Raw genomic sequence first — 20,918 nt, 5'->3', positions numbered from 1 at the left:
ATGCCGTGTCCGGGCTTAGGCTTTCGCGCCTGTTCCGTAGATCCTTTGCACCGGACCGCCGTTCTTTCTCATGTGATAAACCGGACAGTATCATGGACCGGCTTTCACCGGTAACCCGTATTTGCAAGGTTGGTTTCACTATGGAAAATGAACTCCACTTCATCGGTATTGATGTCGCCAAAGCTAAACTGGATGTCGACATTCTTCGCCCTGATGGCCGGCATCGTTGTAAAAAATTTGATAATACCCTCTCCGGACACGAAGCGCTGGTCCGCTGGCTTCGCGGCCATGACGTGAACCGTGCCCATGTCTGCATGGAGTCCACCAGCACCTACATGGAAGACGCGGCCGCGCATCTGAGTGATGCCGGGTATACCGTGTCCATCATCAACCCCGCCCTCAGTAAAGCTTTCGCACAGAGTGAGGGGTTGCGCAGTAAAACTGACAAAGTGGACGCCCGTATGCTGGCTCACTTCTGCCGGGAAAAACGCCCGTCAGCCTGGGAGGCCCCTCATCCGACAGAGCGGGCACTGAAAGCCCTGGTGTTAAGGCATCAGGCGCTGACAGAGATGCAGACGCAGGAGAAAAACCGGCGGGAAACCGCGCCGGAGGTTCAACTGGCCAGCATTGATATCCTGCTGGGATGTCTGAGCGCGGAGCTGACGCGTATCGAAAAACAGATAAAAGACCTGACGGATAACGACCCGGATATGAAACGACGGCGGAAGCTGCTGAACAGTATCCCGGGCATCGGGGAGAAAACAGCGGCGGTTCTGCTGGCGTATACGGGCCTGAAGCTGAAGTTCGGTACAGCGCGGCAGTTCGCGGCGTATGCGGGACTGACGCCGGTGCAGCATGAGTCGGGCAGCAGCGTGATGCGGGCGAGCCGGATGAGCAAAGCGGGGCCGGTTCAACTGCGCAAGGCGTTATACATGCCGGCATTATCGGCGCTGTACCATACGGCGTGGGGAAAAGCGTTCAGGAAAAGGCTGGAAGAGAGCGGAAAGCGGGCAAAAGTCATCATAGGGGCGATGATGCGAAAGCTGGCGCAGGTGGCGTACGGTGTACTGAAGTCAGGAAAGGCGTTCGATGCGTCACAGCATGAGTTGTTGATAGCGTAAGAAAGAGTGCCGGATTAAACGACAGCACCGGATGGCGCTGTCGTTGTTGTGCCTGTCATCCGGGAGCCGGAAAAGGTGACAGTAGTTAAAAGAGTTGCAGGCGTTCACAGTATCTACGGGTTACCAGCAATCTGCAGCCCTGTAGCCCGGCTAAGCGCAGCGCAAGCCGGGAAGAAGCCACAGCAATACCACGTCACGGCATATTCCCCGGGCTATCGGCAATCTGCGGTGCTGTAGCCCTGAAAGGTCCTACTCCTCGCTCACGACTGGCTTAACTCTTACCGCAAACAGCACTATCACCATGGCGCTGACCAGCAGCACGCCGCTGCCGACAAAAACGCCGCTCGCGCCGTTAAGATCGAATACCGCACCGCCGCCAGCCGCACCGGCGCTAATCGCCAGCTGAATAGACGCCACCAGCAGACCGCCCGCGCTTTCAGCTTCATCCGGCACCGTGGTGGCAAGCCAGGTCGACCAGCCCACAGGCACCAGACCAAAAGCAAAGCCCCACATCGCCACCAGCAGACCGTCCAGCAGCGCGACGTGGCCGAACGTTACCATCATCATCGCCAGCACGCTCATTGCCAGCGGCACCAGCGCCAGCGTCAGGCGCAGGCTTCGGGCTAACAGATGTCCGGCAATCGAGGTGCCGATAAAGTTCGCTACCCCAAAACCGAGCAGGATCAGAGAAACCCCTTCGACGCTGGCCTGCGCCACGGTTTCGAGGAACGGACGCAGATAGGTAAAGAAGGCGAAGTGGCCGCTAAAAATCAGGATTGTCGCGAGCATACCGCCAACCATGCCCGGACGGCGCAGCACCTTAAACAGGGTAGCGAAGCTGCCGACGCTCTCCGGACGCATGGAAGGCAGAACCCACAGCTGCCAGAGCAGCGCAACCACGCTCGGCAGCGCACAGATAAGAAATACGTTGCGCCAGCCGATCAGCGCGCCGAAATAGCTGCCCAGCGGCGCGGCAACCACCGTCGCGATGGAAACGGCGGAAAAGATAATCGCCAGCGCTTTCGGCACCATCGCCGCCGGAACCAGACGCATGGTGGTCGCGGTCGACATCGACCAGAAGCCGCCGATGGCTATCCCCAGCAGCAGGCGTCCAAGCAGCAAAAACTCCAGCGAACCGGCGAAGGCCACCATCATGCTGGAGATAATTTGCAAAACGGAGAAGAACATCAGCACCCAGCGGCGGTCAATATTTCGCGTCGCGGTAGTGATCAGTAGCCCGGTAACTAACGCCACCAGCGCCGTCGCGGTCACCGCCTGCCCCGCCATGCCTTCGCTAACGCCCAGGCTTGCCGCCATCGGCGTCAACAAACTGGCAGGAAGAAACTCGGCGACAATCAGGCCAAACACCCCCAGCGCCAGCGCATAGACGGCGCGCCACGCGGGCCTGGCGTTGGCCTGGCTCTCTTCAGCTGCAATGCAGGAACTCATAAACATCTCTCCAGAACAATTAACATTTCGTTAAGGTTAAGCGCTTCTGTTCGGACGATCTATGATACATACTCCTTGATTATTGATAATTCGTCCGGGAATGATGTTATGACTCAGCACGCCCTCGATCTCACCAGCGAACTTCTGCGCGGCATGCGCCTTTCCGGCGTCAACTACCGCCGCATCGAAACCTCCCGCCCTTTTGGCGTCGAATTCGGCTTCGTACCCGGCAAAGCGCAGTTCCACTTTATCAGCCGGGGGCCGGTACTGCTGCGCATGGTCAGCGGTCAGCGCCTGATGCTGCAGAGCGGCGATGCGCTGTTTATTCCTAACGGCGATGGTCACGTGCTGCTCTCCGATGACCAGGCAACGGTGGTTAACGTGTCCAGACTGCCCAGCGAACCGGTTTGCGACTCGGTAAGCTGCGTCAAAAACGCCTGCGACGACGCGAAAAGCGACAGCGCTATTATCTTCAGCGCCTGTATGGACTTTGAGCTGGGCGGTATGCAACCGCTGGTCAAAGCAATGCCCGAAGTGATGCTGGTCAGCAGCCTGCTGACCAGCCGTCCGGAGATCCCGCCGATGCTGGCGGCCATGGAACGCGAAAGCCTCACTCGACAGGCGGGCTACGCCGGCATTCTGGCGCGGCTGGCCGATGTGGTCGCCGCGCTGATTGTCCGCGGCTGGGTGGAGTGCGGCTGCGGCAACGCCACCGGCTGGGTACAGGTGCTGCGCGATCCTAAGCTGGCCAAAGCCATTTACGTTATGCATCAGCAGCCGGGCATTAACTGGAAAGTCGAGGATCTGGCCCGCGAGGCGGGAATTTCGCGTTCGGTATTTGCTGAACGCTTCCTCTCCGCCACCGGCACCACGCCCGCCCGCTATCTTACCGAGCTGCGTATGCGCCTCGCGGTGCAGTACATTTCCCATGAGGGTCAGGCGCTGGAAAAAGTGGCCTTCAGGCTGGGGTATAGTTCTCATGCCGCCTTCAGCCGCGCCTTTAAACGCATTATCGGAAAGGCGCCGGGCGCGCTGCGCGATCTGTCGCGGGAAGAAGGATTTTAGCGCTGTCCCAGTTCACGGGTGCGTCTGACCGCCGCCAGTACGCTGCGCTGAAGCCCAGCGGCAAAATCGCTGTTGTTCAGCTCATACAGACCGTGGATCCCGACGCCCGCCGGGGAATTGTTGATATCCAGAAGCTGGCGCGGATGCTTCTGGCTTTGGCGCAGCATCTCGACCGCGCCGAGCAGGTTTTCAAGCACCACCTCCGTTGCCTGGGGTCGCGGCAGCCCCGCCAGTACGCCGGCATCGGTAAGGGACTCTATAAAGTAGTAAATATAGTTAGGGCCCGCGACGCCAAAGCCGGTAAAGATATCGATCTCAGTCCTTCGGTAATATTTTGCAGTGCGGTGAGGTTGTGAAAAAGATTCCACGATTGAAAAACCATAGCGGTTTTTGATCGTAGTTTTTCAATCTCCTTTTTCCCGCTTTTGCACAATCCAAAAAGCCAAAAAATAATTTTTTATATATTTGTTATGACAATGAGGCTTGATTGTAACCAAACCTTATTTGCAAAACAGGATTGCGGTAACCGATAGTTTCATTCAAATTTATTGAACAATGAGAGCAAATTGTTTCGATTTTAATCATCGCGTCGTCGGCCTATTATTTATCACATCGGGGCAACAACGCTCCAACACTGACAAAACACTTAAGGAATACGACCATGAAATCCATCAAAACTTTCGTTGCAATTGCCGCACTTTCTATGATCTCTTTTGGTACTTTTGCACAGAGCATCAGCGCCAGCGCTTCCACACTGGACCGCGCAGAAGCCAAAATTGCCGCTCAGGCCGCAGAGCAAGGCGCCTCTTACAAAATCACCAGCGCTCAGTTCAATAACCGCGTGCATATGACCGCAGAACTGACGAAATAAACTCACCCGTCATACTTCAAGTTGCATGTGCGTTGTCCTGCAACCCGAATTATTTAGGGTATATAACAATATTGCCGGGCCGCCGGAAGACACAGGCGACAGCGACAACACGATGAAATAAGGAACAAAATATGAAAAATATCGGCGTAGTCACCGCACTGCTGTTAGCCGCTACACTTTCGTCCGGGGCGATGGCCGCAGAGAATAGCTTTGCGCGTCCGGAGGCAGGTTCAAATATCGACACGTCCGTGCATCAGAATCATATTGATGTCAGCCATGCCTTTGATAAAGAGAGCCTGACTGCGGGCAATCTTCAGTAACACATAGCACAGGGCGCGCGCGGAATTATCCGCTGCGCGCCTTACTTTTTCTGCCAGTGTGCCCACGGATTATCCGCCGGCGCTTCCGCTTTTACCGTATCGATATCGGACAGCGAATCGATATACAGCGCTTCCACTTCTTTACGCGCCCACGGCGTGCGGCGTAAAAACTTCAGGCTCGACTTAATACTCGGCTCGCTTTTAAAGCAGTTGATGTTGATGCGTTTCGCCAGTTCGGCCCAGCCATATTGCGCGACCAGCGCGTTTAACAGCGCTTCCAGCGTGATGCCGTGCAGAGGATCGTTTGGGTGCTGCATTGCGTCTCTTTACCTGAATTAAAAATTTTGCTCACCATACTGGCTCCCGACGCCAATCGCAACCGCCCCGCCTTCCCCTTATCCAAAATTCGCAAAAGCACAGAACCCTCCACGGTCATAAATTAGAAAAGAACGTTATTGGTTGATTTTTTTCGCTTAAGGCAAGCTGGCTTCAACCACCCGACTGAGGAATCGATCATGCGCTGTTGTTGTCCCCGAACCCTGAATCTGAATCGACGAAAACACCTGAATACCGACTTCGGAGAACACAATGAACGCGACAACCTTACCGATACTGGATCTGGCCCGCTACGCGGACCCCGCTGAAAAAGCGGCGTTTCTCGCCGACCTGCGCCACGCCGCCCGCGATATTGGTTTCTTTTATCTGATTAACCACGGCGTCGATGAATCGCTGCAGCAGGCCGTGCAGCAGCAATCCCGCGCCTTTTTTGCCCTGCCCGACGATCAAAAGCAGAGGGTGGCAATGATTCACAATCCGCATTTTCGCGGCTACAACCGCGCCGCTTCTGAATTAACCCGCGGTCAACCCGACTGGCGCGAGCAGTTCGATATCGGCGCCGAGCGCCCGGCCCTGCAGCTTAGCGAACGCGCGCCGCGCTGGCAGCGCCTGCAGGGGCCGAATCTCTGGCCAGAGGCGTTGCCCTCGCTCAAACCCACATTACTGACCTGGCAACGGGAAATGACTGAGGTTGGGATCACCCTGCTGCGCGCCTTCGCCGAAGCGCTGCGCCTGCCGCTGGATGCCTTCGATGGCCTGTATGGCGATAAGCCCAATGAACATATCAAGCTGATCCGCTATCCCGGCCAGCAGGAGACCCAGAGCGCCCAGGGCGTTGGCGCGCATAAGGACTCCGGCTTCCTCAGCTTCCTGCTGCAGGATGAGCAGAAAGGATTGCAGGTCGAAGTCTCCCCTGACCGCTGGATTGATGCGACCCCACTGGCGGGCAGCTTTGTGGTGAATATCGGCGAGCTGCTGGAGCTGGCAACCAACGGCTATCTGCGGGCAACGGTGCACCGTGTCGTTTCGCCGCCCGCCGACCAGCAGCGGCTGTCGATCGCCTTTTTCCTCGGCGCCCAGCTGGATGCCGTGGTCCCCGTCTACACGCTGCCTGACGAGCTGGCCCGCGAAGCCCTCGGACCGGATAGCGACCCGCAAAACCCGCTGCTGCGCGAGGTGGGCTGGAATTACCTGAAAGGGCGTCTGCGTTCGCATCCTGATGTCGCCGAGCGCTACTACCAGGATGTTTTTCGCGAACGCGCCGAGCAATTGATCGTGTAGACCCTAAATAATTCGGGTTGCAGGCAGGCGGCAAGTCAGTGAATCCCGATGAGCTTACTCTGGTAAGTGATTCGGGTGAGCGCGCGCAGCCAACGCACATGCAATTTGAAGTATGACGGGTATAAACATAACAACAACACAAGGAATAAGATGATGAAATATGCCGCATTTAAACTGGCAGGGGTTGCACTGTCTCTCTCTCTGGCATGGAGTTCCGCCCAGGCCGCCGCGCTGCGCGTCGCCGCGGACCCGGTGCCGCACGCCGAGATCCTTAACTACATTAAGAAGATCGATCCCAGCCTCGACCTGAAAATCGTCGAACTCACCAGCGGCGTTAACGCCAACGAACTGCTGGCCAACGGCGATGTCGATGCCAACTACTTCCAGCACGTCCCCTATCTGAAAGATCAGGAGAAAGCGCTGGGCAAAACCTTCGCCGTCGCGGCGACCGTCCATATTGAGCCGCTGGGGATCTATTCGCGCAAGCATAAAGATTTTAAATCGCTGCCCGAGAACGCCACCGTGGCGGTACCGAATAACACCACCAACCTGAGCCGCGCGCTGTTCCTGCTGCAAAATCAGGGTTTGATTAAGCTGGCGGCAAAATTTACCGACCCGGCGACCACCCTGGCGACGCCGAAAGATATCGTGGAAAACCCGAAGCACCTGAAAATCCTTGAGATTGAATCACCGCAGATCCCGCGGTCGCTGGATGACGTTGACCTGGCGGTGATAAACGGCAACTACGCGCTGGAAGCCGGGCTGGTGCCGGCCAAAGACGCGCTGGGTCTGGAGAGCGCGACCAATAACCCGTACGCCAACATTCTGGTGACAACGCCGGCGCTGGCGAACGACTCGCGCATCAAGGCGCTGGCCAAAGACCTCACCTCGCCGCAGGTCGCCGAATTCATTCGTAAGCAGTATAACGGCTCGGTGATCCCGGTTGCTCCGCAGTCATGATTGAGATTGTCGGGCTGAGTAAAACCTATGCCGGAACAGGCCAACCGGCGCTAAACGATGTCTCTCTGCAGGTGCCGAGAGGAGCCGTTTACGGCATCCTCGGCCGCAGCGGTGCAGGCAAAAGTACGCTGATACGCTGCCTGAATCTGCTGGAGCGGCCCACGTCGGGCCGCATTATTGTGAACGGGAACGATATTACCCGGATGGATAAAACCGCGCTGCGCGAGTACCGGCTGCGTACCGGCATGATCTTCCAGCACTTTAATTTACTTCACGCCCGCAGCGTCGCCGACAATGTCGCGGTGCCGCTGGAGATAGCCAAAGTGCCGAAAGCCGCCCGCCAGGCGCGGGTGGCGGAACTGCTGGAACTGGTCGGGCTGGCGGATAAAGCCGCCGCCTTTCCGTCACAGCTTTCCGGCGGGCAAAAACAGCGCGTGGGGATCGCCCGCGCGCTGGCCGCGCGGCCGGATGTGCTGCTGTGCGATGAGGCCACCAGCGCCCTCGACCCCGAGACCACGGCCTCGGTGCTCAGCCTGCTGGCGGATATCAACCAAAAGCTGAACCTCACCATCGTGCTGATCACCCATGAGCTGGAAGTGGTGAAAACCCTCTGCGACCACGCGGCGCTGCTTGAGCACGGGGAGATTATTGAAAGCGGCAGAATTGCCGATTTGCTGGTGGCGCCATGGTCGCGGCTACGGCAGTCGCTGCTGCACGATCCTCAGGCCGAGCGGGATTTCCTCGCTCGCCACGGTTTTCACGGGAGGCCATTATGCGGAGTAGCATGAGTTGGGAAGATCTCTGGCCGCTGCTGCTTCAGGGCACGGTAGATACCGTTTATATGGTCGGCCTGGCGGCGCTGTTTACCGTGCTGCTCGGGCTGCCGACCGGCGTGCTGCTGTTTGTTTCACGCCGCAACGGCCTGGCGCCGATGCCGAAGCTCAACGCCGTGCTGGGCGCGATTATCAACTTTGGTCGTTCGCTGCCGTTTATCGTGCTGCTGATCGCGCTGATCCCATTCACCCGGCTGATTATTGGCACCACCCTCGGCAGTACCGCCGCGGTGGTTCCGGTCACCATTGGCGCCTTTCCGTTCTTTGCGCGGCTGACGGAGAACGCGCTGGATGAAGTGGATTACGGGCGTATCGAGGCGATTTTATCGATGGGCGGCAATATCTGGCACGTGATCTTTAAATCGCTGCTGCCGGAAGCGCTGCCGACGCTGCTGGCAGGCATCACGCTGACCATCGTTATGCTGATCGGCTTCTCTTCGATGGCGGGCGTGATTGGCGGCGGCGGACTGGGCGATCTGGCCATTCGCTACGGCTATCAGCGCTTCAATAACGAGGTGATGTTCGGTACCGTGCTCATTCTGGTCGCGCTGGTGCAGGGCGTGCAGATGGCCGGCGACCGTCTGGTCCGCGGCCTCGCCCACCGTCGTTAACAATAAGCGGGTGGCCGCGCGCCATCCGCGATTAAAAACCACTTTCGCGCACCAGGGTGCGTATCAGCTCCGCTGCCGGCAGCTCGCGAATCAGGCTCACTCCCTGCCCGGCCCAGTGCGCACCGTACTGACGATCTCCCTGCGCTTTCGCCGCCGATGCCAGCGCCTTCCCGGCGTCGTAAGCCACGGGATAAGCCGGAATCAGCGGCGGATCGTTTATTTCACGCCAGCCGTTAACCAGACATCTCGCCGGGCGTCCGGAAATGGCTGAGGTTAAAACCGTTTGCCCGTCAGACGCGCTTTTAAGGGCCTCACGGTATCCGCCATCCGTGGACGATTCAGGGCACAGCAGAAACGCCGTCCCTAGCTGCGCCCCGTCTGCGCCCAGGTTCATTACGCTGTTAATTCCCGCGCCGTCCATCACGCCGCCAGCGGCGATAAGCGGAATATCGGTATGCCGTCTTATCGTCTGAACCAGAGTAAAGGTGCTCATCTGTCCGTCAGGCGCCAGCGGATCAAAGATGCCGCGATGGCCGCCGGCCTCGTAGCCCTGCGCCACCACCATATCGATTCCCTGCTCTACGGCCAGCAGCGCCTCTGCCACGCTGGTCGCGCTCGCCAGGGTGACGATCCCCTTTTCCCGCAGTTGGCGAAGGGTTTCACGATCCGGCACGCCAAAATGAAAGCTCACCGCCGCCGGAGTCAGGTCGAGCAGCAGCTCGGCCATCCGCGGCTGCTGCTGAAAACTCAGATAAATTTCCGCCAGCGTCTCCGGCGGCAAGCTGCCAAAGCGCGCAAATTCCGGGCGCAGCCTCGCCAGCCACCGGGCTTCACGCTGCGGATCCCTTACCGCCGGGGCGTGGCAAAACAGATTGACGTTAAACGGACGGGTGGTTAAGCGCCGGGTCCGGTTAATCAGCGTTTCAGCCTGCTCTATGGTTGCCGAGCCCAGCCCCAGCGAGCCGAGCGCGCCGGCCCCGCTGACCGCTGCCGCCAGTTCCGGCGTCGACACGCCGGCCATCGGCGCCTGAATAATGGGGTAATCAATATCAAGCTGCTGCGTAAGCCTGTTGCTCATGGTTTGCCCTGTTAAAATTTGTGCGTTCGGGCCATTAAAATCTCTTTTAGAGATGATAAGATCAACATTATTTTCAAATTAAGAATAAAAACATGAACCACACCACATTAGAGATTTTTAAAACGGTGGCGCAAGAGCGCAGCGTCACCCGCGCGGCAAAGCGGCTGGGGCGAGCCCAGTCCAATATCACCACCCGCATTCACCAGCTGGAAGAGGAGCTGGACGTGAAGCTGTTTGCCCGCGGCAATAAAAGGATGCTGCTGTCCCCCGCCGGTGAACATTTTTTAGGCTACGCGCTAAAAATCCTCAGCCTGGCCGAAGAGGCCAGACAGGCGCTGCATCCGGCGACGCCGGGCGGCAGTTTACGCATGGGGGCGATGGACGCCACCGCCGCCAGCCGCCTGCCGCCGCTGCTTCCCCGGTTTCGCGCGCTGTGCCCGGAGGTGACGCTCACCCTCAAAACCCAGCCCACCCGTCAGCTGACCCAACAGGTGCTGGACGCCGCGCTGGATTGCGCGCTGGTGAGCCTGCCGCAGGGAACGCCTCCGCCCGATGACCTGGAGTACGTATCCATCTTTAAAGAACAGCTGCTGCTGGTGCTTCCCGCCAGCCCACAGCGCTTTCGCTTTGCCGCCTTTGCAGAGGGCTGTACCTACCGGGCGATGGGGGAAGCGTTTCTGGCGCAATCAGAGGAGGTGGAGAGCGAGATCCAGGACGTCGGCTCCTATCACGCGATGCTCGCCTGCGTCGCCACCGGCGGCTATGCCGGTATCGTGCCGCAGAGCGTGCTCGATACCCTGACGCTGCCCGAAGCCAGCCAGCTGCGGCCGGTTGGCCAGGCGATCACCCAGCTTATCTGGCGCAAAGGCTACGCGTCTCCCGCCCTCGAGAAAATGCGCCAGCTTCTGGAATCAGCTTCCGACCTTTGACGCTCGCCCCGCCCCTGCCGCCACCAGCGCGGCGGCAGCCAGCAGCGCAATGGCGGCCGCGCTCAGCGAAGGATTAAACGACCCGCTGCGGTCATACAGCGTTCCGGCAACCAGCGGGCCGACGATTTGCCCGATGCCGTAGGTCGCGGTCATGGCGGCAATCATATTGAACGAAACCAGATGATTAAGCCGCCGCCCCTCGGACAGCGCGATGGTCACGGTGCCCAAAAAGGTGCAACCCACCAGCAGCGCGCTTAATATGCAAAACGGTAACGCATGGCTCCACGCCGGGAGAATGACGCCGATTGCCTGAATCAGCAAATTAAGGGTAAACGCGCGGCGGTAGCCGAGCTTGATGACCAGCCGGTGCCAGATAAAGCAGGAGGGAACGGCGGCGAGGCCGAAAATAGCCCAGATCTGCACCGGATCGATAGCGTTCAGCGAACCGCTGAGAAACAGCGGAAGATAGGTGGCGGTAATAATGTAGCCGAAGCCGGCCAGGCCGTAAATCAGCAGCAGTTTCCACGCCTCCCGCACCAGCCCCTCGCCCTCCTCGCGGTGTGCGGTCGCGGCGGGTTGATAAGCGATAAGGTAGTCGGTGGGGCTCAGCAGCAGACGCAGCGCGAGAACAAAAAGCACGCCGGAACTTATCGCGCATATCAGCCATATCTGCTGGCTGGAGAGCGCCAGCGCTTTCCCCAGGGAGATAAATTCCGCCGACAAGAATATCCCCATTCCGACGCCAGAAAAAAGCACCGGCGCGCCGTTAGGGTGCTTCATATGCTGCAGTAGCCAGAGAGAGGCGGCGATCAGCGTCACCGCGCTGAGTAATCCGGCAATTCCGCGCACCACAATAATCGCCAAGGGGGAAACCAGGAACGCCAGTAAGGCCAGGCACACCAGCGTCAACAGTGCGGAAAGCAGGCTTAGCCACCTGGCGTCCGCGGGCCTGGCTTTCGCCAGCAGCAGCGCGCCGGCCAGATAGCCGGCATAGTTCGCCGAAGCGGCAAGATTGCCTTCACGCAGCGTCAGCAGCTGCTCATTGAGCATCAGCGGCAGGATCCCGGTATAGGCAAACCGGCCATAGCCCATACCAACGATCAGCACGACCGAACCGGCCAGCGCCAGCAGAAAGGCCTTCCATTCCGGCCTGGTTGCAAAAACGTTCACCCACTCCCCTCCATTATTATTCTCAAATAAAGAATAATAAATAATAATAATTCTTTATTTATTATGATTTCGCTTACCACGATGCGCAAGCAGCGCCATGCGGCAGCGCCCGGCCTGCGGGGAGAAACTTTACGGCAACGGCCGGGGGATGCTTCGGCGAGTAACGAAATGTGGAGTGAGGCGCTGGACATCCTTGTCCAGAGGGATTTAACGGTGGCTAAAAGCCAGTTTGGCGGCAAATAACATAAAGAGGCCGCCGGTTGCGCGGTCCATCCACCGAATAAATAGCGGCGTCTTTAATAGCCGAGCGGCAGAGCGGCTGGTCAGGATTAGCGTTAACGACCAGAGCGTCCCGATCGCCACATGGATGGCGACCAGCAGGAACGTCCAGACGATGGGCGAGTGGCCGGTCGGAATAAACTGCGGCAGGAAAGAGACGTAAAAGATCCCCATTTTCGGATTGAGCACATTGCCCATCATCCCTTTTAAAAACCAGTTACTTGCAGGCGCCGCCGCCCTGTCCTGATGAACAAAATGACCGCGCGGCTTGAGAACTAACTGAATGCCCAGCCAGCATAAATAGGCGGCTCCGCACCATTTGAGCAGGTCATACGCCAGCTCCGATGCCGCCAGCAGCGCCCCAAGACCGAAGGCGACCGCCGCCCCCCAGATAAAACATCCCGTATCAATGCCCAGCGCCGCCTGAAAGGCTTTTTTTCCGCCTTCAACGGTAGCGGTTCGCAGAATTAAAGCGGTATCCAGGCCTGGGGTAAGGGTGAGCAACAGCGCAGCAAAAGAGTAAGCAAGAAGGGAATCAGCAACGGACATTTTCTCTCTCCGAAAGCGAAGATTCTAGATAAAACCCGCCGCAGAGACAATCGAATAAATTCGCTTTGCCGGGCGCGTTAAAAGCTCTTTGTGACAAATGGCCGCCGCAAAAGCGGATACAGTCAATCGACCAAACCTTTATCGATACAGGCTGTTATGACGCTTAACGCTATCCGCATCGCCAGGCCGGTCACCGACCTTTCACTCAGTTGCCACATGTACTGCACAGGCCTTGGGCTGGAGCAAATCGCGCAGTTTGCCGATCATGACGGCTTTAGCGGCGTGATGGTCGGACGCCGCGATCTCGGCTGGCATCTTGAATTCACCCTCTGCCATCATCATCCGGTGAAGCCCTCTCCGGGCGAGGAAGATTTGCTGGTGCTTTATTACCCGGAAGCCGCTGAATGGCGGGAACAGTGTGCGAAAATGCTGACCGCCGGTTTTGTGCCGGTCAGCGCGTTCAATCCGTACTGGAATGTGAACGGAAAAACCTTTGTCGACGGCGACGGTTATCGCGTGGTGCTGCAAAACAGAAGCTGGCCGTAGACGCTACTCCATAAGCCGGACGTCAGGATGGCGCGGGCTTGCCGCTTCGTGAAAAATATCGCCCAGCCAGCCGGGAATTTCCGACTCCGGGAGATCGTCCGGGATGATGATCCCACGCAGCGGCGAACATTTCCGCTCGTTCAGATCGACGCGGAAAAGTAGCCAGCGTTCGCCCTGGCGCTGGACGCCAATATGGCGCCCGAATACGTCATAAATCAGCATTCCATCACCCTGCCGATCGCAGGGGATGATGGGCGGCTCATGCATGCCATTATGCTTTGCCCTCGCGCAGCCACGGGGTCACGGTAATCCCTGTCAGCAGCCCTTCCGGGCTCAGCAGCCGCGTGACGGTTTGCCCCCACGGCTCAATGCGGTTGTCCACCAGCAGACGATAGCCTCTGGCCTTCAGCGCGTCGGTGGCGGTGTTGATATCACGCACTTCAAACTCGACCCACGCCTGCGGCACCGGCAGATAGTCAGGCCAGAGATCGGCGTCAAAGCAGGAGCGCGCCGCCTGCGCCAGCGGCCACAGGGCAAAATGTTTTACCCCGCCAATGGCGTCATGTTCGGTCAGCAGATACTCTTCGTTACCGGGCATCGGTTTTAGCGGCAGGCCAAGCGCAGCCACATAAAACTCCCTGCTGGCCGGCGTCGATTGCGTTATCGGCCCAAAGCCGGCGACAAAAAGCACATCCATACCGTCTAAATCGTATTCCATACTCTCTCCTGTCATTATCCGTGATGCGTTAACAGATTTTATACTCTGCCGCGCACGACTTGCCCAGAATCCTCTTTTCTCATGACTATTTTTAGTGCGTTTGCCTGAATCATTGAGAAAACGCATGCCCTGCTCGTTGCGCCCAACGGCGCTGCGCTGTTGGTGGGGCGTATTTTCCTCGGCGTCGGGGAAAGTTTTACCGCCATCGGCGCGACCCTTTGGGGGATCAAAACCGTCGGTGCGATTCACACTTCGCGGGTGATCTCGTGGAACGGCATGGCGACCTACGTCGCCATGGCGGTCGGCGCCCCGCTGGGTGTCATGCTTAACGGCTATTTTGGCATCAGCGGATTTGCCGCCGTGGTGATCCTGGCGGCGGCGGTGGTCGCGCTGGCATTTATCTTGATTTTGCGCATTTACCTGCAACAACCCGCTGCTTTACCGCGAACCTGAGGAAGCATCGTCGAACGATAACCGGCGCAAATATGGGTAAAAAATTAATCAATAATTGACGGCAATTCAGCTTCCGTGCCACCATCGCCTCAGCGTCCGGCAAGCGGCGCGATGGTGGTACGGGTGAATATCAGAGACCGCATGTTTAAGGTCCATGCCCGTCCGCAACCTGATTCTGGCGGGAATAAAGACATGCACCAAAGTTTTAATCAGCGCGTTCATTTCTATTACTGCATTCTGGTGGCGCTGAAAATACACGCAAAATCGAAGAAATCAGGCGGTATCCGCGGGAAAAATAATTTCCTGCTCAAGTGGCTGCGTAAAGCGCAGGACAACAATATATTCCACCCGGATATTACCAGCGAGATCGAATGGCTGCGCGGCAAAATCATTCAGGCCGGCTACGATACCGACCTTGAACCCATGCTCGATTTTGTCTACGCCACCGCCAAACGTGCGGAAGATCTTAAGAACGCCGACTGATTCACGCCCGAGCCGCCTGGCCCGGACGTTGTACTTTAGCGTTTGTTACGGTGCGTCAGGAGATAGACTGCCGGGATTACCAGCATCGAGAGCAGCGGCGCGGTGATCATCCCGCCGATCATCGGCGCGGCGATACGCTGCATCACCTCCGATCCGGTGCCCCCTCCCCACATAATCGGCAGCAGTCCGGCCATGATTGTCGCCACGGTCATCACTTTCGGGCGCACGCGCAGCACGGCCCCTTCATGAATCGCCTCGTTGAGCGCGCGATCGTTCAGCTCGGGGCGGCGTTTCGCGATCGCCTGGTTCAAATAGAGCACCATAATCACCCCGAACTCCGCCGCCACGCCGGCAAGCGCAATAAAGCCCACGGCGGCGGCTACCGACAGATTGTAGCCCAGCAGCCAGAGCAGCCAGACGCCGCCGATCAGCGAAAACGGCAAAGTCCCCATAATCAGCAGAGCGTCTTTAACGCGACTGAAAGTGACGTAAAGCAGGATAAAGATAATCATCAGGGTAAACGGCAGCACGATTTTCAGCTTCGCGGTGGCGCGCTCGAGGTACTCATACTGCCCGGACCAGGTCAGCGAGATGCCTTCCGGCAGCCTGACCCGTTTGCCGACCTCGCTCTGCATTTCATCAACTGCGGATTTTAAGTCGCGCCCGCGAATATCCACGTAGATCCAGTCCGACAGGCGGGCGTTTTCGCTTTTCAGCATCGGCGGGCCGTCGGTAATAGTGATGTCCGCCAGTTCCGAGAGCGCTACCTGCGCCCCGCCGCTGGTCACTACCGGCAGATCGCGCAGCTTTTGCAGCGAGTCGCGCATTTCGCGCGGGTAGCGGACGCTGATCGGGTAACGTTCTCGGCCCTCGATGGTTTCGCCGATGTTATCGCCGCCGACGACGCTGGCGACGATTGACTGCAGCTCCTTCACCGACACGCCGTAGCGGGCGGCTTTCACCCGGTCGATAGCGATATCGATATAGCGGCCGCCGTCGAGGCGTTCCGCCAGCGCCGACGTCACCCCCGGTACGCTACGCACGATGCGCTCAATCTCTTCGGCGGTCTTTTCGATCTCCGCCAGATTGTTACCGTTCACTTTGATGCCGACCGGGCTTTTGATGCCGGTCGCCAGCATGTCCAGGCGATTACGGATCGGCGGTACCCAGACGTTGGCTATCCCCGGTACCTTCACCGTATTGTCGAGCTCCTCGATCAGCTTATCCATGGTCATGCCGGGCCGCCATTCGCTTTTCGGCTTGAACTGAATCGTGGTCTCCAGCATGGTCAGCGGCGCCGGGTCGGTAGCGCTGTCCGCCCGCCCGGCCTTGCCGAATACGCTTTGCACTTCAGGAATGGTCTTGATCAGACGGTCGGTCTGCTGCAGCAAGCGTCCGGCTTCGCGGCTGGAGATCCCCGGCAGCGTGGAGGGCATATACAACAGGTCGCCCTCGTCAATTTGCGGCAGAAATTCGCTGCCGAGCTGCGCCAGCGGCCACAGCGTGGCAACCAGCAGCAGGCCCGCCGCCGCCAGCGTTGCCTTCGGCCACTGCAAAACTTTATCCAGCAGCGGCTCATAGGCGCGAATCAGCCAGCGGTTGAGCGGATTGGCGGTTTCATCAGGAATTTTGCCGCGAATAAAGTAGCCCATCAGCACCGGCACCAGGGTGATCCCGAGTCCGGCGGCCACCGCCATCGAATACGTTTTGGTGAAGGCCAGCGGCGAGAACATCTTGCCCTCCTGCGCCTCGAGGGTGAACACCGGAATAAACGACAGGGTGATAATCAGCAGGCTGCAAAACAGCGCAGGCCCCACTTCCGACGCCGCGTGCTGGGCAATCTGCCAGTAGTCGGCGGAGGACGGCTGGCGTTCAGGGTGCTCGTGCCGCCACTGCTCCAGCACCTTATGCATATTTTCTATCATCACGATTGCCGCATCGACCATGGCCCCGATGGCGATCGCAATCCCGCCTAGCGACATCATATTGGCGCTGACGCCCTGATAGTGCATCACAATAAACGCGCCAAGGATCCCCAGCGGCAGCGTGATCATCGCCACCAGCGCGCTGCGGAAGTGGAACAGAAACAGCGAGCAGACCACCGCCACGACGATAAACTCCTCAATGAGCTTATGGGTCAGGGTCTCGACGGAGTTTTTAATCAGCTGCGAACGATCGTAGACCGGAACAATCTCCACGCCTGCGGGCAGGCTTTTTTGCACTTCCGCCAGTTTGGCCTTTACCGCGTTAATGGTGCTGAGCGCGTTTTTACCCGAGCGCATAATGATAATCCCGCCCGCCACCTCGCCCTGGCCGTTGAGCTCGGCGACGCCGCGCCGGATCGCCGGTCCCCGGCGCACGCTGGCGACGTCGGAGAGCAGCACCGGCACGCCACTGCGCGCAGCGATAACCACCTGGTTAAAGTCGTCGATGGACTTCAGGTAGCCGGTGGTGCGCACCATATATTCGGCTTCGCCAAGCTCGAGCACCGAACCGCCCCCTTCCTGGTTGGCGCTCTGGATCGCGCTAATCACCTGCTCGTGGGTGACGTTCAGCGCCCGCAGCCGGTCAGGATTAAGGATCACCTGATACTCTTTGACCATTCCGCCGACGCTGGCCACCTCCGAAACATCCGGCACGGTTTTCAGTTCATATTTGAGGATCCAGTCCTGAATCGCCCGCAGGTCGCCGAGGCTATGCTGGCCGCTTTTATCGGTAAGCACATATTCAAACACCCAGCCGACGCCGGTGGCATCCGGCCCCAGCGACGCTTTCGCTTCCGCCGGCAGGCTGCTCTGGACCTGGCTCAGGTACTCCAGCACGCGGGAGCGCGCCCAGTATGGGTCCGTTCCATCATCAAACAGCACATAGACATACGCATCGCCGAACATCGAAAAGCCGCGCACGGTTTTCGCTCCCGGCACCGACAGCATGGTGGTGGTCAGCGGGTAGGTCACCTGATCTTCGACAATCTGCGGCGCTTTCCCCGGATAGCTCACGCGAATGATCACCTGGGTATCGGAGAGATCCGGCAGCGCGTCCAGCGGCGCCTGCTGTACCGACCAGACGCCCCAGGCGGCCATAATCAGCGTCGCCAGCAATACCAGCAGGCGGTTGCGCAATGACCAGCGGATAACGGCGGCAATCATGGCTGCTCCTTAGCGCCGTTCAGCGGCATCATTGAGGTGACTCGCGCCCCTTCATCGGTCAGGACGAAGTGAAACATCACCGACTCGCCGGGCCGCATCTGTTCCCGCAGCTGCGGCGTAATAGCAAAATCCATGATCATCGCCGGCCATTTCAGCGCCGGTACCGGCTGGTGAGCAATGGTTACCGCCTCATCGCTCACGGCCTTAATAACACCCTGCGCTGAGTAGCTTTTTGCCTCCTCCTCTTGCCCGGCCATTTGCGGCAGCGCGCTGCGCAGGCTGGCTTCGGAGTCAATCAGGAACTGCCCGGAGGTCACCACCTTTTGGCCCGCTTCGAGGCCGGATTTAATCTCAACCAGACCATTCTGCGTTCGCCCTGCGGTCACCTCGACCGGACGGAAATGCCCCTCGCCGTCGGCGATCAGCACCCGATTGCTGGTACCGGTGGCAATTAATGCCTCTTCCGGAATAGCCAGAACGGCGCTCTCCTGCTGCGCCTCAGCCAGCTCAACGTTCAAATACATGCCCGGTTTAAGCCGATGCTGCGGATTATTCAGCACTACGCGGGCTTTCAACGTACGGGTGGTGGTTTCGAGGTCGGGAAGCAGTTCGCTGACGGTTCCCTGAAACGCTATACCGGGCCAGCTGCCGGTGGTGGCTGTCACCTTACTGCCTTCGCGCAGCAGGCTGGCCTGGCTTTGCGGGTAATCAATCACGATCCAGACCGGATCGAGGCTGGCCAGCTCGAACAGCGGTTGGGCTGTCGTGACCTGCGCGCCGGTGCGCACATCCAGCTTGCTGACGTAGCCATCGTGCGGCGCGCGCACCGTCATGCGGGTTTGCGGTTGACCACTGCGCTCAACGCTACGGATAACCGCTTCCGGCATAAACTGCAGCCGCAGGCGGTCGCGGGCCGCGGCGGTCAGCCCGCTATCGCCCAGCCGCCTCACCGCCAGATACTCCTGCTGCGCCGCCGCCCACTGCGGGATCCACAGCTCCGCCAGCGGCTCGTTCTTTTTCACAAACTGCTGGGAGGCGTTGACGTAAAGTTTCTCAATCAGACCGCTGGCCAGCGCCGGTACCGTTTCAACGCCCCGCTCATCAATGGCTACGGTAGCAAAAGCATTGAGCTTCAGCGCCAGCGTCTGGCGGGAGACGTTCGCCGTACGGACGCCAAGGTTTTGCTGCTGGCGGGCGCTAATTTGCACGCCCCCGGCGTCTTCTCCCGCGTCTTCATCGGCGTAGCGCGGCACCAGATCCATATCCATAAACGGCGATTTACCCGGTTTATCAAAGCGCGTAGCGGGGGCCATTGGATCGTACCAGTACAGCACTTTGCGGCCCGTTTCCGCCTGGCCGCCGCCAGCGGAGGGCATCGGCGCGCTTCGTGAACCCAGCCAGTAGCCGCCCGCGGCGGCAAGGGCGACGGCCAGCGCCACAAGGGTAAGAGCAGATTTAAGCTTCATTATTTAACATCCTGTGGAATAAGGTAGCGAATAGCGGCCCACGCATCGGCAAGCGCTTTCTCCGCATTGTTGCTGGCAATTTCTCCGCTCAGGAGATCGCGACGGGCGGCGAGCAGCTCAGGCAGCGCGGAGCTGCCGCCCCGATACTGGGCATTGACGAGACTCACCTTCTTGCGCAGCAGCGGCAGCACCTCGCTTTGCTGGCGATCGTAAATGGCTTTCGCGGCGTTATATTGCGAAATCAGCTGATACTGCTGCGCCTGATGTTCGCGCATCAATAACGTCAGCCGATCGTTGGCTTCATAGGTACGGGAGACGTCCGCTGCGTGGTCTTTGTCCTGACGTTTGCCCTGAAAAATAGGCATATCGACGGTAAACATGACCCCCACCATGTCGTCATAATCATCACCGCGTCGGGCGTAATAAACCTCAACGCCCACGTCGGGGATCGCCGCGACTTCCGACTGACCTGATTTCGCTTTCGCCAGATCGGCTTCTCTGGCGGCCTGGATCACTTCCGGGTGAAGTTTAATCCCGGCCATTAAGTCGGCTTCGTCAGCAGGCAGACGTTCAATGCGCGGCAGCGGGCCGGAGATATCGCGTACCTCCTTCCCGGTGAGCTGCAGCAGGCGCGCCTGGGCGATCTGTACATCGCGACGGGCGTTATCCTGCTCATTTTTCATCGCATTCAGCGCCAGCTGAACGTCCAGCACGCTGCTGGGACTGGCGCTGGCGCTGCTGACGCCGGCCTTTTGTACGTCGATTTGCCGGGACGTTTCGCTAATCAACGTCTGCACCGAGCGCAGCGACTTCTGCGCCAGCGCCAGCGCCAGCCACGCCTGGGCGGTTTCCCGCTGCAGCCGGGCACGAATCACATCAGCATTAGCGGCGGTCTGGCGCGCCTCGGCGGTAATGGAGTCGGCTTTCCGTTCACGCTTGGTACTGCTGACGTAGTCCTGCATCACGCCAACTCTTTGCATGGTCATCCCCTCGCGGGTGAGACGGCCGGCGTTATTGCCGCCCAACGGGACGTTTTCAATACCAAATTTCAGCTTCGGATCGGGGAGCTGCATCGCGGAATCCGCCATATTCTTCAAAGCGTTAACCTGATGATCGTTGGCGGAGAGCTCGGCGGAGTAGTTTTCCGCCGCCGACAGGGCCTCCGCGAGCGTCGTTGCCCAGCCGTTGGTGGACATCAGCGACAGTAAAAGCGGCAGCCCGCAGGCCGCCTTATTGAAGATGTGCATAATG

Annotated in this window: 21 protein-coding genes and 3 pseudogenes; 12 read left to right on the top strand and 12 right to left on the bottom strand. The window is 58.9% G+C overall.

Features of this window, described 5'->3' with window-relative positions; all coding sequences use genetic code 11:
- The first annotated feature begins 140 nt into the window (after window positions 1-140).
- Window positions 141-1,121, top strand: a complete 981-nt coding sequence (locus HMPREF1144_RS28770; protein ID WP_009652075.1) for an IS110 family transposase — start codon at window positions 141-143, stop codon at window positions 1,119-1,121.
- A gap of 249 nt (window positions 1,122-1,370) precedes the next feature.
- Here HMPREF1144_RS28770 and HMPREF1144_RS28765 read toward each other — a convergent pair whose 3' ends face one another.
- Entirely contained in the window at window positions 1,371-2,570 is a 1,200-nt protein-coding gene (locus tag HMPREF1144_RS28765) for an MFS transporter (protein WP_009654721.1), read from the bottom strand.
- Between the two features lie 108 nt (window positions 2,571-2,678).
- Here HMPREF1144_RS28765 and HMPREF1144_RS28760 point away from each other — a divergent pair, with 108 nt between their 5' ends.
- On the top strand, window positions 2,679-3,635 hold the full coding sequence (locus HMPREF1144_RS28760; RefSeq protein ID WP_004851102.1) for an AraC family transcriptional regulator: 957 nt from the start codon (window positions 2,679-2,681) through the stop codon (window positions 3,633-3,635).
- Here the strand turns inward: HMPREF1144_RS28760 and HMPREF1144_RS28755 are convergent.
- Window positions 3,632-3,949, bottom strand: a pseudogene (locus tag HMPREF1144_RS28755) (pyrroline-5-carboxylate reductase dimerization domain-containing protein); the annotation flags it as partial. The gene HMPREF1144_RS28760 and the pseudogene HMPREF1144_RS28755 overlap by 4 nt on opposite strands.
- A 2-nt stretch (window positions 3,950-3,951) precedes the next feature.
- Window positions 3,952-4,062, bottom strand: a pseudogene (locus HMPREF1144_RS33865) (amino acid ABC transporter ATP-binding protein); the annotation flags it as partial.
- Between the two features lie 234 nt (window positions 4,063-4,296).
- Between HMPREF1144_RS33865 and HMPREF1144_RS28750 the strand changes: the two are divergent.
- Together HMPREF1144_RS28750 and HMPREF1144_RS28745 are read left to right on the top strand one after the other, a co-directional pair.
- Window positions 4,297-4,506, top strand: coding sequence for a YdgH/BhsA/McbA-like domain containing protein (locus HMPREF1144_RS28750; RefSeq protein ID WP_004851107.1), 210 nt, complete (start codon window positions 4,297-4,299; stop codon window positions 4,504-4,506).
- 131 nt (window positions 4,507-4,637) lie between these two features.
- On the top strand, window positions 4,638-4,826 hold the full coding sequence (locus HMPREF1144_RS28745; RefSeq protein ID WP_004134116.1) for a hypothetical protein: 189 nt from the start codon (window positions 4,638-4,640) through the stop codon (window positions 4,824-4,826).
- A 41-nt stretch (window positions 4,827-4,867) separates the two neighbouring features.
- Here the strand turns inward: HMPREF1144_RS28745 and HMPREF1144_RS28740 are convergent, their stop codons facing one another.
- Window positions 4,868-5,143, bottom strand: coding sequence for a VF530 family DNA-binding protein (locus tag HMPREF1144_RS28740; protein WP_009654715.1), 276 nt, complete (start codon window positions 5,141-5,143; stop codon window positions 4,868-4,870).
- A gap of 271 nt (window positions 5,144-5,414) precedes the next feature.
- On the opposite strand from HMPREF1144_RS28740, the gene HMPREF1144_RS28735 reads away from it, so the two are divergent.
- The 4 genes from HMPREF1144_RS28735 to HMPREF1144_RS28720 all read left to right on the top strand — a co-directional run bounded on the left by HMPREF1144_RS28735 (window position 5,415) and on the right by HMPREF1144_RS28720 (window position 8,847).
- The gene (locus tag HMPREF1144_RS28735) at window positions 5,415-6,443 is read left to right on the top strand and encodes an isopenicillin N synthase family dioxygenase (RefSeq protein ID WP_009654809.1); all 1,029 of its coding nucleotides are present in this window, start codon (window positions 5,415-5,417) and stop codon (window positions 6,441-6,443) included.
- Between the two features lie 153 nt (window positions 6,444-6,596).
- Window positions 6,597-7,403 (top strand): MetQ/NlpA family ABC transporter substrate-binding protein, encoded by an 807-nt coding sequence (locus HMPREF1144_RS28730; RefSeq protein WP_042928691.1) that lies wholly within the window; start codon window positions 6,597-6,599, stop codon window positions 7,401-7,403.
- Window positions 7,400-8,191: a methionine ABC transporter ATP-binding protein gene (locus HMPREF1144_RS28725; protein WP_004851116.1), complete on the top strand. Its 792-nt coding sequence runs from the start codon at window positions 7,400-7,402 to the stop codon at window positions 8,189-8,191. Before HMPREF1144_RS28730 ends, HMPREF1144_RS28725 begins: the two co-directional genes overlap by 4 nt.
- The gene (locus HMPREF1144_RS28720) at window positions 8,188-8,847 is read left to right on the top strand and encodes a methionine ABC transporter permease (RefSeq protein WP_009654800.1); all 660 of its coding nucleotides are present in this window, start codon (window positions 8,188-8,190) and stop codon (window positions 8,845-8,847) included. The genes HMPREF1144_RS28725 and HMPREF1144_RS28720 overlap by 4 nt, the downstream gene beginning before the upstream one ends.
- A 31-nt stretch (window positions 8,848-8,878) precedes the next feature.
- Here HMPREF1144_RS28720 and HMPREF1144_RS28715 read toward each other — a convergent pair whose 3' ends face one another.
- Window positions 8,879-9,925, bottom strand: coding sequence for an NAD(P)H-dependent flavin oxidoreductase (locus HMPREF1144_RS28715; RefSeq protein ID WP_009654742.1), 1,047 nt, complete (start codon window positions 9,923-9,925; stop codon window positions 8,879-8,881).
- A gap of 92 nt (window positions 9,926-10,017) precedes the next feature.
- Between HMPREF1144_RS28715 and HMPREF1144_RS28710 the strand changes: the two genes are divergently transcribed.
- Window positions 10,018-10,854 (top strand): LysR family transcriptional regulator, encoded by an 837-nt coding sequence (locus HMPREF1144_RS28710; RefSeq protein WP_009654762.1) that lies wholly within the window; start codon window positions 10,018-10,020, stop codon window positions 10,852-10,854.
- On the opposite strand, the gene HMPREF1144_RS28705 is transcribed toward HMPREF1144_RS28710, so the two are convergent.
- Together HMPREF1144_RS28705 and HMPREF1144_RS28700 are read right to left on the bottom strand one after the other, a co-directional pair.
- Window positions 10,837-12,024 (bottom strand): YbfB/YjiJ family MFS transporter, encoded by a 1,188-nt coding sequence (locus HMPREF1144_RS28705; RefSeq protein ID WP_009654811.1) that lies wholly within the window; start codon window positions 12,022-12,024, stop codon window positions 10,837-10,839. The genes HMPREF1144_RS28710 and HMPREF1144_RS28705 overlap by 18 nt on opposite strands.
- 207 nt (window positions 12,025-12,231) lie before the next feature.
- On the bottom strand, window positions 12,232-12,852 hold the full coding sequence (locus HMPREF1144_RS28700) for a LysE family translocator (protein ID WP_004851124.1): 621 nt from the start codon (window positions 12,850-12,852) through the stop codon (window positions 12,232-12,234).
- A 156-nt stretch (window positions 12,853-13,008) separates the two neighbouring features.
- Between HMPREF1144_RS28700 and HMPREF1144_RS28695 the strand changes: the two genes are divergently transcribed.
- A complete protein-coding gene (locus HMPREF1144_RS28695; RefSeq protein ID WP_004851125.1) occupies window positions 13,009-13,398 on the top strand; it encodes a VOC family protein in 390 nt (129 codons plus the stop codon).
- A 3-nt stretch (window positions 13,399-13,401) separates the two neighbouring features.
- On the opposite strand, the gene HMPREF1144_RS28690 is transcribed toward HMPREF1144_RS28695, so the two are convergent.
- Both HMPREF1144_RS28690 and HMPREF1144_RS28685 read right to left on the bottom strand, forming a co-directional pair.
- Entirely contained in the window at window positions 13,402-13,620 is a 219-nt protein-coding gene (locus HMPREF1144_RS28690; RefSeq protein WP_042928689.1) for a hypothetical protein, read from the bottom strand.
- Window positions 13,621-13,669: 49 nt separating this feature from the next.
- Window positions 13,670-14,116: a glyoxalase/bleomycin resistance/dioxygenase family protein gene (locus HMPREF1144_RS28685; protein WP_009654757.1), complete on the bottom strand. Its 447-nt coding sequence runs from the start codon at window positions 14,114-14,116 to the stop codon at window positions 13,670-13,672.
- A gap of 150 nt (window positions 14,117-14,266) precedes the next feature.
- Between HMPREF1144_RS28685 and HMPREF1144_RS28680 the strand changes: the two are divergent.
- Window positions 14,267-14,500: pseudogene (locus tag HMPREF1144_RS28680) on the top strand (MFS transporter); the annotation flags it as partial.
- Between the two features lie 261 nt (window positions 14,501-14,761).
- Window positions 14,762-15,052 carry a hypothetical protein gene (locus HMPREF1144_RS28675; protein WP_009654750.1) on the top strand — a complete coding sequence of 97 codons (291 nt, stop codon included), beginning with the start codon at window positions 14,762-14,764 and terminating at the stop codon, window positions 15,050-15,052.
- A gap of 35 nt (window positions 15,053-15,087) precedes the next feature.
- Here HMPREF1144_RS28675 and HMPREF1144_RS28670 read toward each other — a convergent pair whose 3' ends face one another.
- Genes HMPREF1144_RS28670 through HMPREF1144_RS28660 form a run of 3 tightly spaced genes read right to left on the bottom strand, consistent with a single transcriptional unit; the run spans window position 15,088 to window position 20,914 of the window.
- Window positions 15,088-18,201: an efflux RND transporter permease subunit gene (locus HMPREF1144_RS28670; protein ID WP_009654725.1), complete on the bottom strand. Its 3,114-nt coding sequence runs from the start codon at window positions 18,199-18,201 to the stop codon at window positions 15,088-15,090.
- The gene (locus HMPREF1144_RS28665) at window positions 18,198-19,667 is read right to left on the bottom strand and encodes an efflux RND transporter periplasmic adaptor subunit (protein ID WP_004851132.1); all 1,470 of its coding nucleotides are present in this window, start codon (window positions 19,665-19,667) and stop codon (window positions 18,198-18,200) included. Before HMPREF1144_RS28665 ends, HMPREF1144_RS28670 begins: the two co-directional genes overlap by 4 nt.
- Complete coding sequence (locus tag HMPREF1144_RS28660) at window positions 19,667-20,914, bottom strand: TolC family protein (protein WP_009654697.1); 1,248 nt, start codon at window positions 20,912-20,914, stop codon at window positions 19,667-19,669. The genes HMPREF1144_RS28665 and HMPREF1144_RS28660 overlap by 1 nt, the downstream gene beginning before the upstream one ends.
- Between the last annotated feature and the right edge of the window lie 4 nt (window positions 20,915-20,918).

It is taken from the genome of Klebsiella sp. OBRC7, assembly GCF_000293135.1.
GTDB classification, from domain to species: domain Bacteria; phylum Pseudomonadota; class Gammaproteobacteria; order Enterobacterales; family Enterobacteriaceae; genus Klebsiella; species Klebsiella michiganensis.
This window is presented reverse-complemented; position numbering and strand designations above follow the sequence as displayed.

Bases quoted from the DNA above. Each gene is read 5' to 3' on its own strand.
- HMPREF1144_RS28770 (WP_009652075.1), top strand. From the start codon at position 141: ATGGAAAATGAACTCCACTTCATCGGTATTGATGTCGCCAAAGCTAAA.
- HMPREF1144_RS28765 (WP_009654721.1), bottom strand. From the start codon at position 2,570: ATGAGTTCCTGCATTGCAGCTGAAGAGAGCCAGGCCAACGCCAGGCCC.
- HMPREF1144_RS28760 (WP_004851102.1), top strand. From the start codon at position 2,679: ATGACTCAGCACGCCCTCGATCTCACCAGCGAACTTCTGCGCGGCATG.
- HMPREF1144_RS28750 (WP_004851107.1), top strand. From the start codon at position 4,297: ATGAAATCCATCAAAACTTTCGTTGCAATTGCCGCACTTTCTATGATC.
- HMPREF1144_RS28745 (WP_004134116.1), top strand. From the start codon at position 4,638: ATGAAAAATATCGGCGTAGTCACCGCACTGCTGTTAGCCGCTACACTT.
- HMPREF1144_RS28740 (WP_009654715.1), bottom strand. From the start codon at position 5,143: ATGCAGCACCCAAACGATCCTCTGCACGGCATCACGCTGGAAGCGCTG.
- HMPREF1144_RS28735 (WP_009654809.1), top strand. From the start codon at position 5,415: ATGAACGCGACAACCTTACCGATACTGGATCTGGCCCGCTACGCGGAC.
- HMPREF1144_RS28730 (WP_042928691.1), top strand. From the start codon at position 6,597: ATGAAATATGCCGCATTTAAACTGGCAGGGGTTGCACTGTCTCTCTCT.
- HMPREF1144_RS28725 (WP_004851116.1), top strand. From the start codon at position 7,400: ATGATTGAGATTGTCGGGCTGAGTAAAACCTATGCCGGAACAGGCCAA.
- HMPREF1144_RS28720 (WP_009654800.1), top strand. From the start codon at position 8,188: ATGAGTTGGGAAGATCTCTGGCCGCTGCTGCTTCAGGGCACGGTAGAT.
- HMPREF1144_RS28715 (WP_009654742.1), bottom strand. From the start codon at position 9,925: ATGAGCAACAGGCTTACGCAGCAGCTTGATATTGATTACCCCATTATT.
- HMPREF1144_RS28710 (WP_009654762.1), top strand. From the start codon at position 10,018: ATGAACCACACCACATTAGAGATTTTTAAAACGGTGGCGCAAGAGCGC.
- HMPREF1144_RS28700 (WP_004851124.1), bottom strand. From the start codon at position 12,852: ATGTCCGTTGCTGATTCCCTTCTTGCTTACTCTTTTGCTGCGCTGTTG.
- HMPREF1144_RS28695 (WP_004851125.1), top strand. From the start codon at position 13,009: ATGACGCTTAACGCTATCCGCATCGCCAGGCCGGTCACCGACCTTTCA.
- HMPREF1144_RS28690 (WP_042928689.1), bottom strand. From the start codon at position 13,620: ATGCTGATTTATGACGTATTCGGGCGCCATATTGGCGTCCAGCGCCAG.
- HMPREF1144_RS28685 (WP_009654757.1), bottom strand. From the start codon at position 14,116: ATGGAATACGATTTAGACGGTATGGATGTGCTTTTTGTCGCCGGCTTT.
- HMPREF1144_RS28675 (WP_009654750.1), top strand. From the start codon at position 14,762: ATGCACCAAAGTTTTAATCAGCGCGTTCATTTCTATTACTGCATTCTG.
- HMPREF1144_RS28670 (WP_009654725.1), bottom strand. From the start codon at position 18,201: ATGATTGCCGCCGTTATCCGCTGGTCATTGCGCAACCGCCTGCTGGTA.
- HMPREF1144_RS28665 (WP_004851132.1), bottom strand. From the start codon at position 19,667: ATGAAGCTTAAATCTGCTCTTACCCTTGTGGCGCTGGCCGTCGCCCTT.
- HMPREF1144_RS28660 (WP_009654697.1), bottom strand. From the start codon at position 20,914: ATGCACATCTTCAATAAGGCGGCCTGCGGGCTGCCGCTTTTACTGTCG.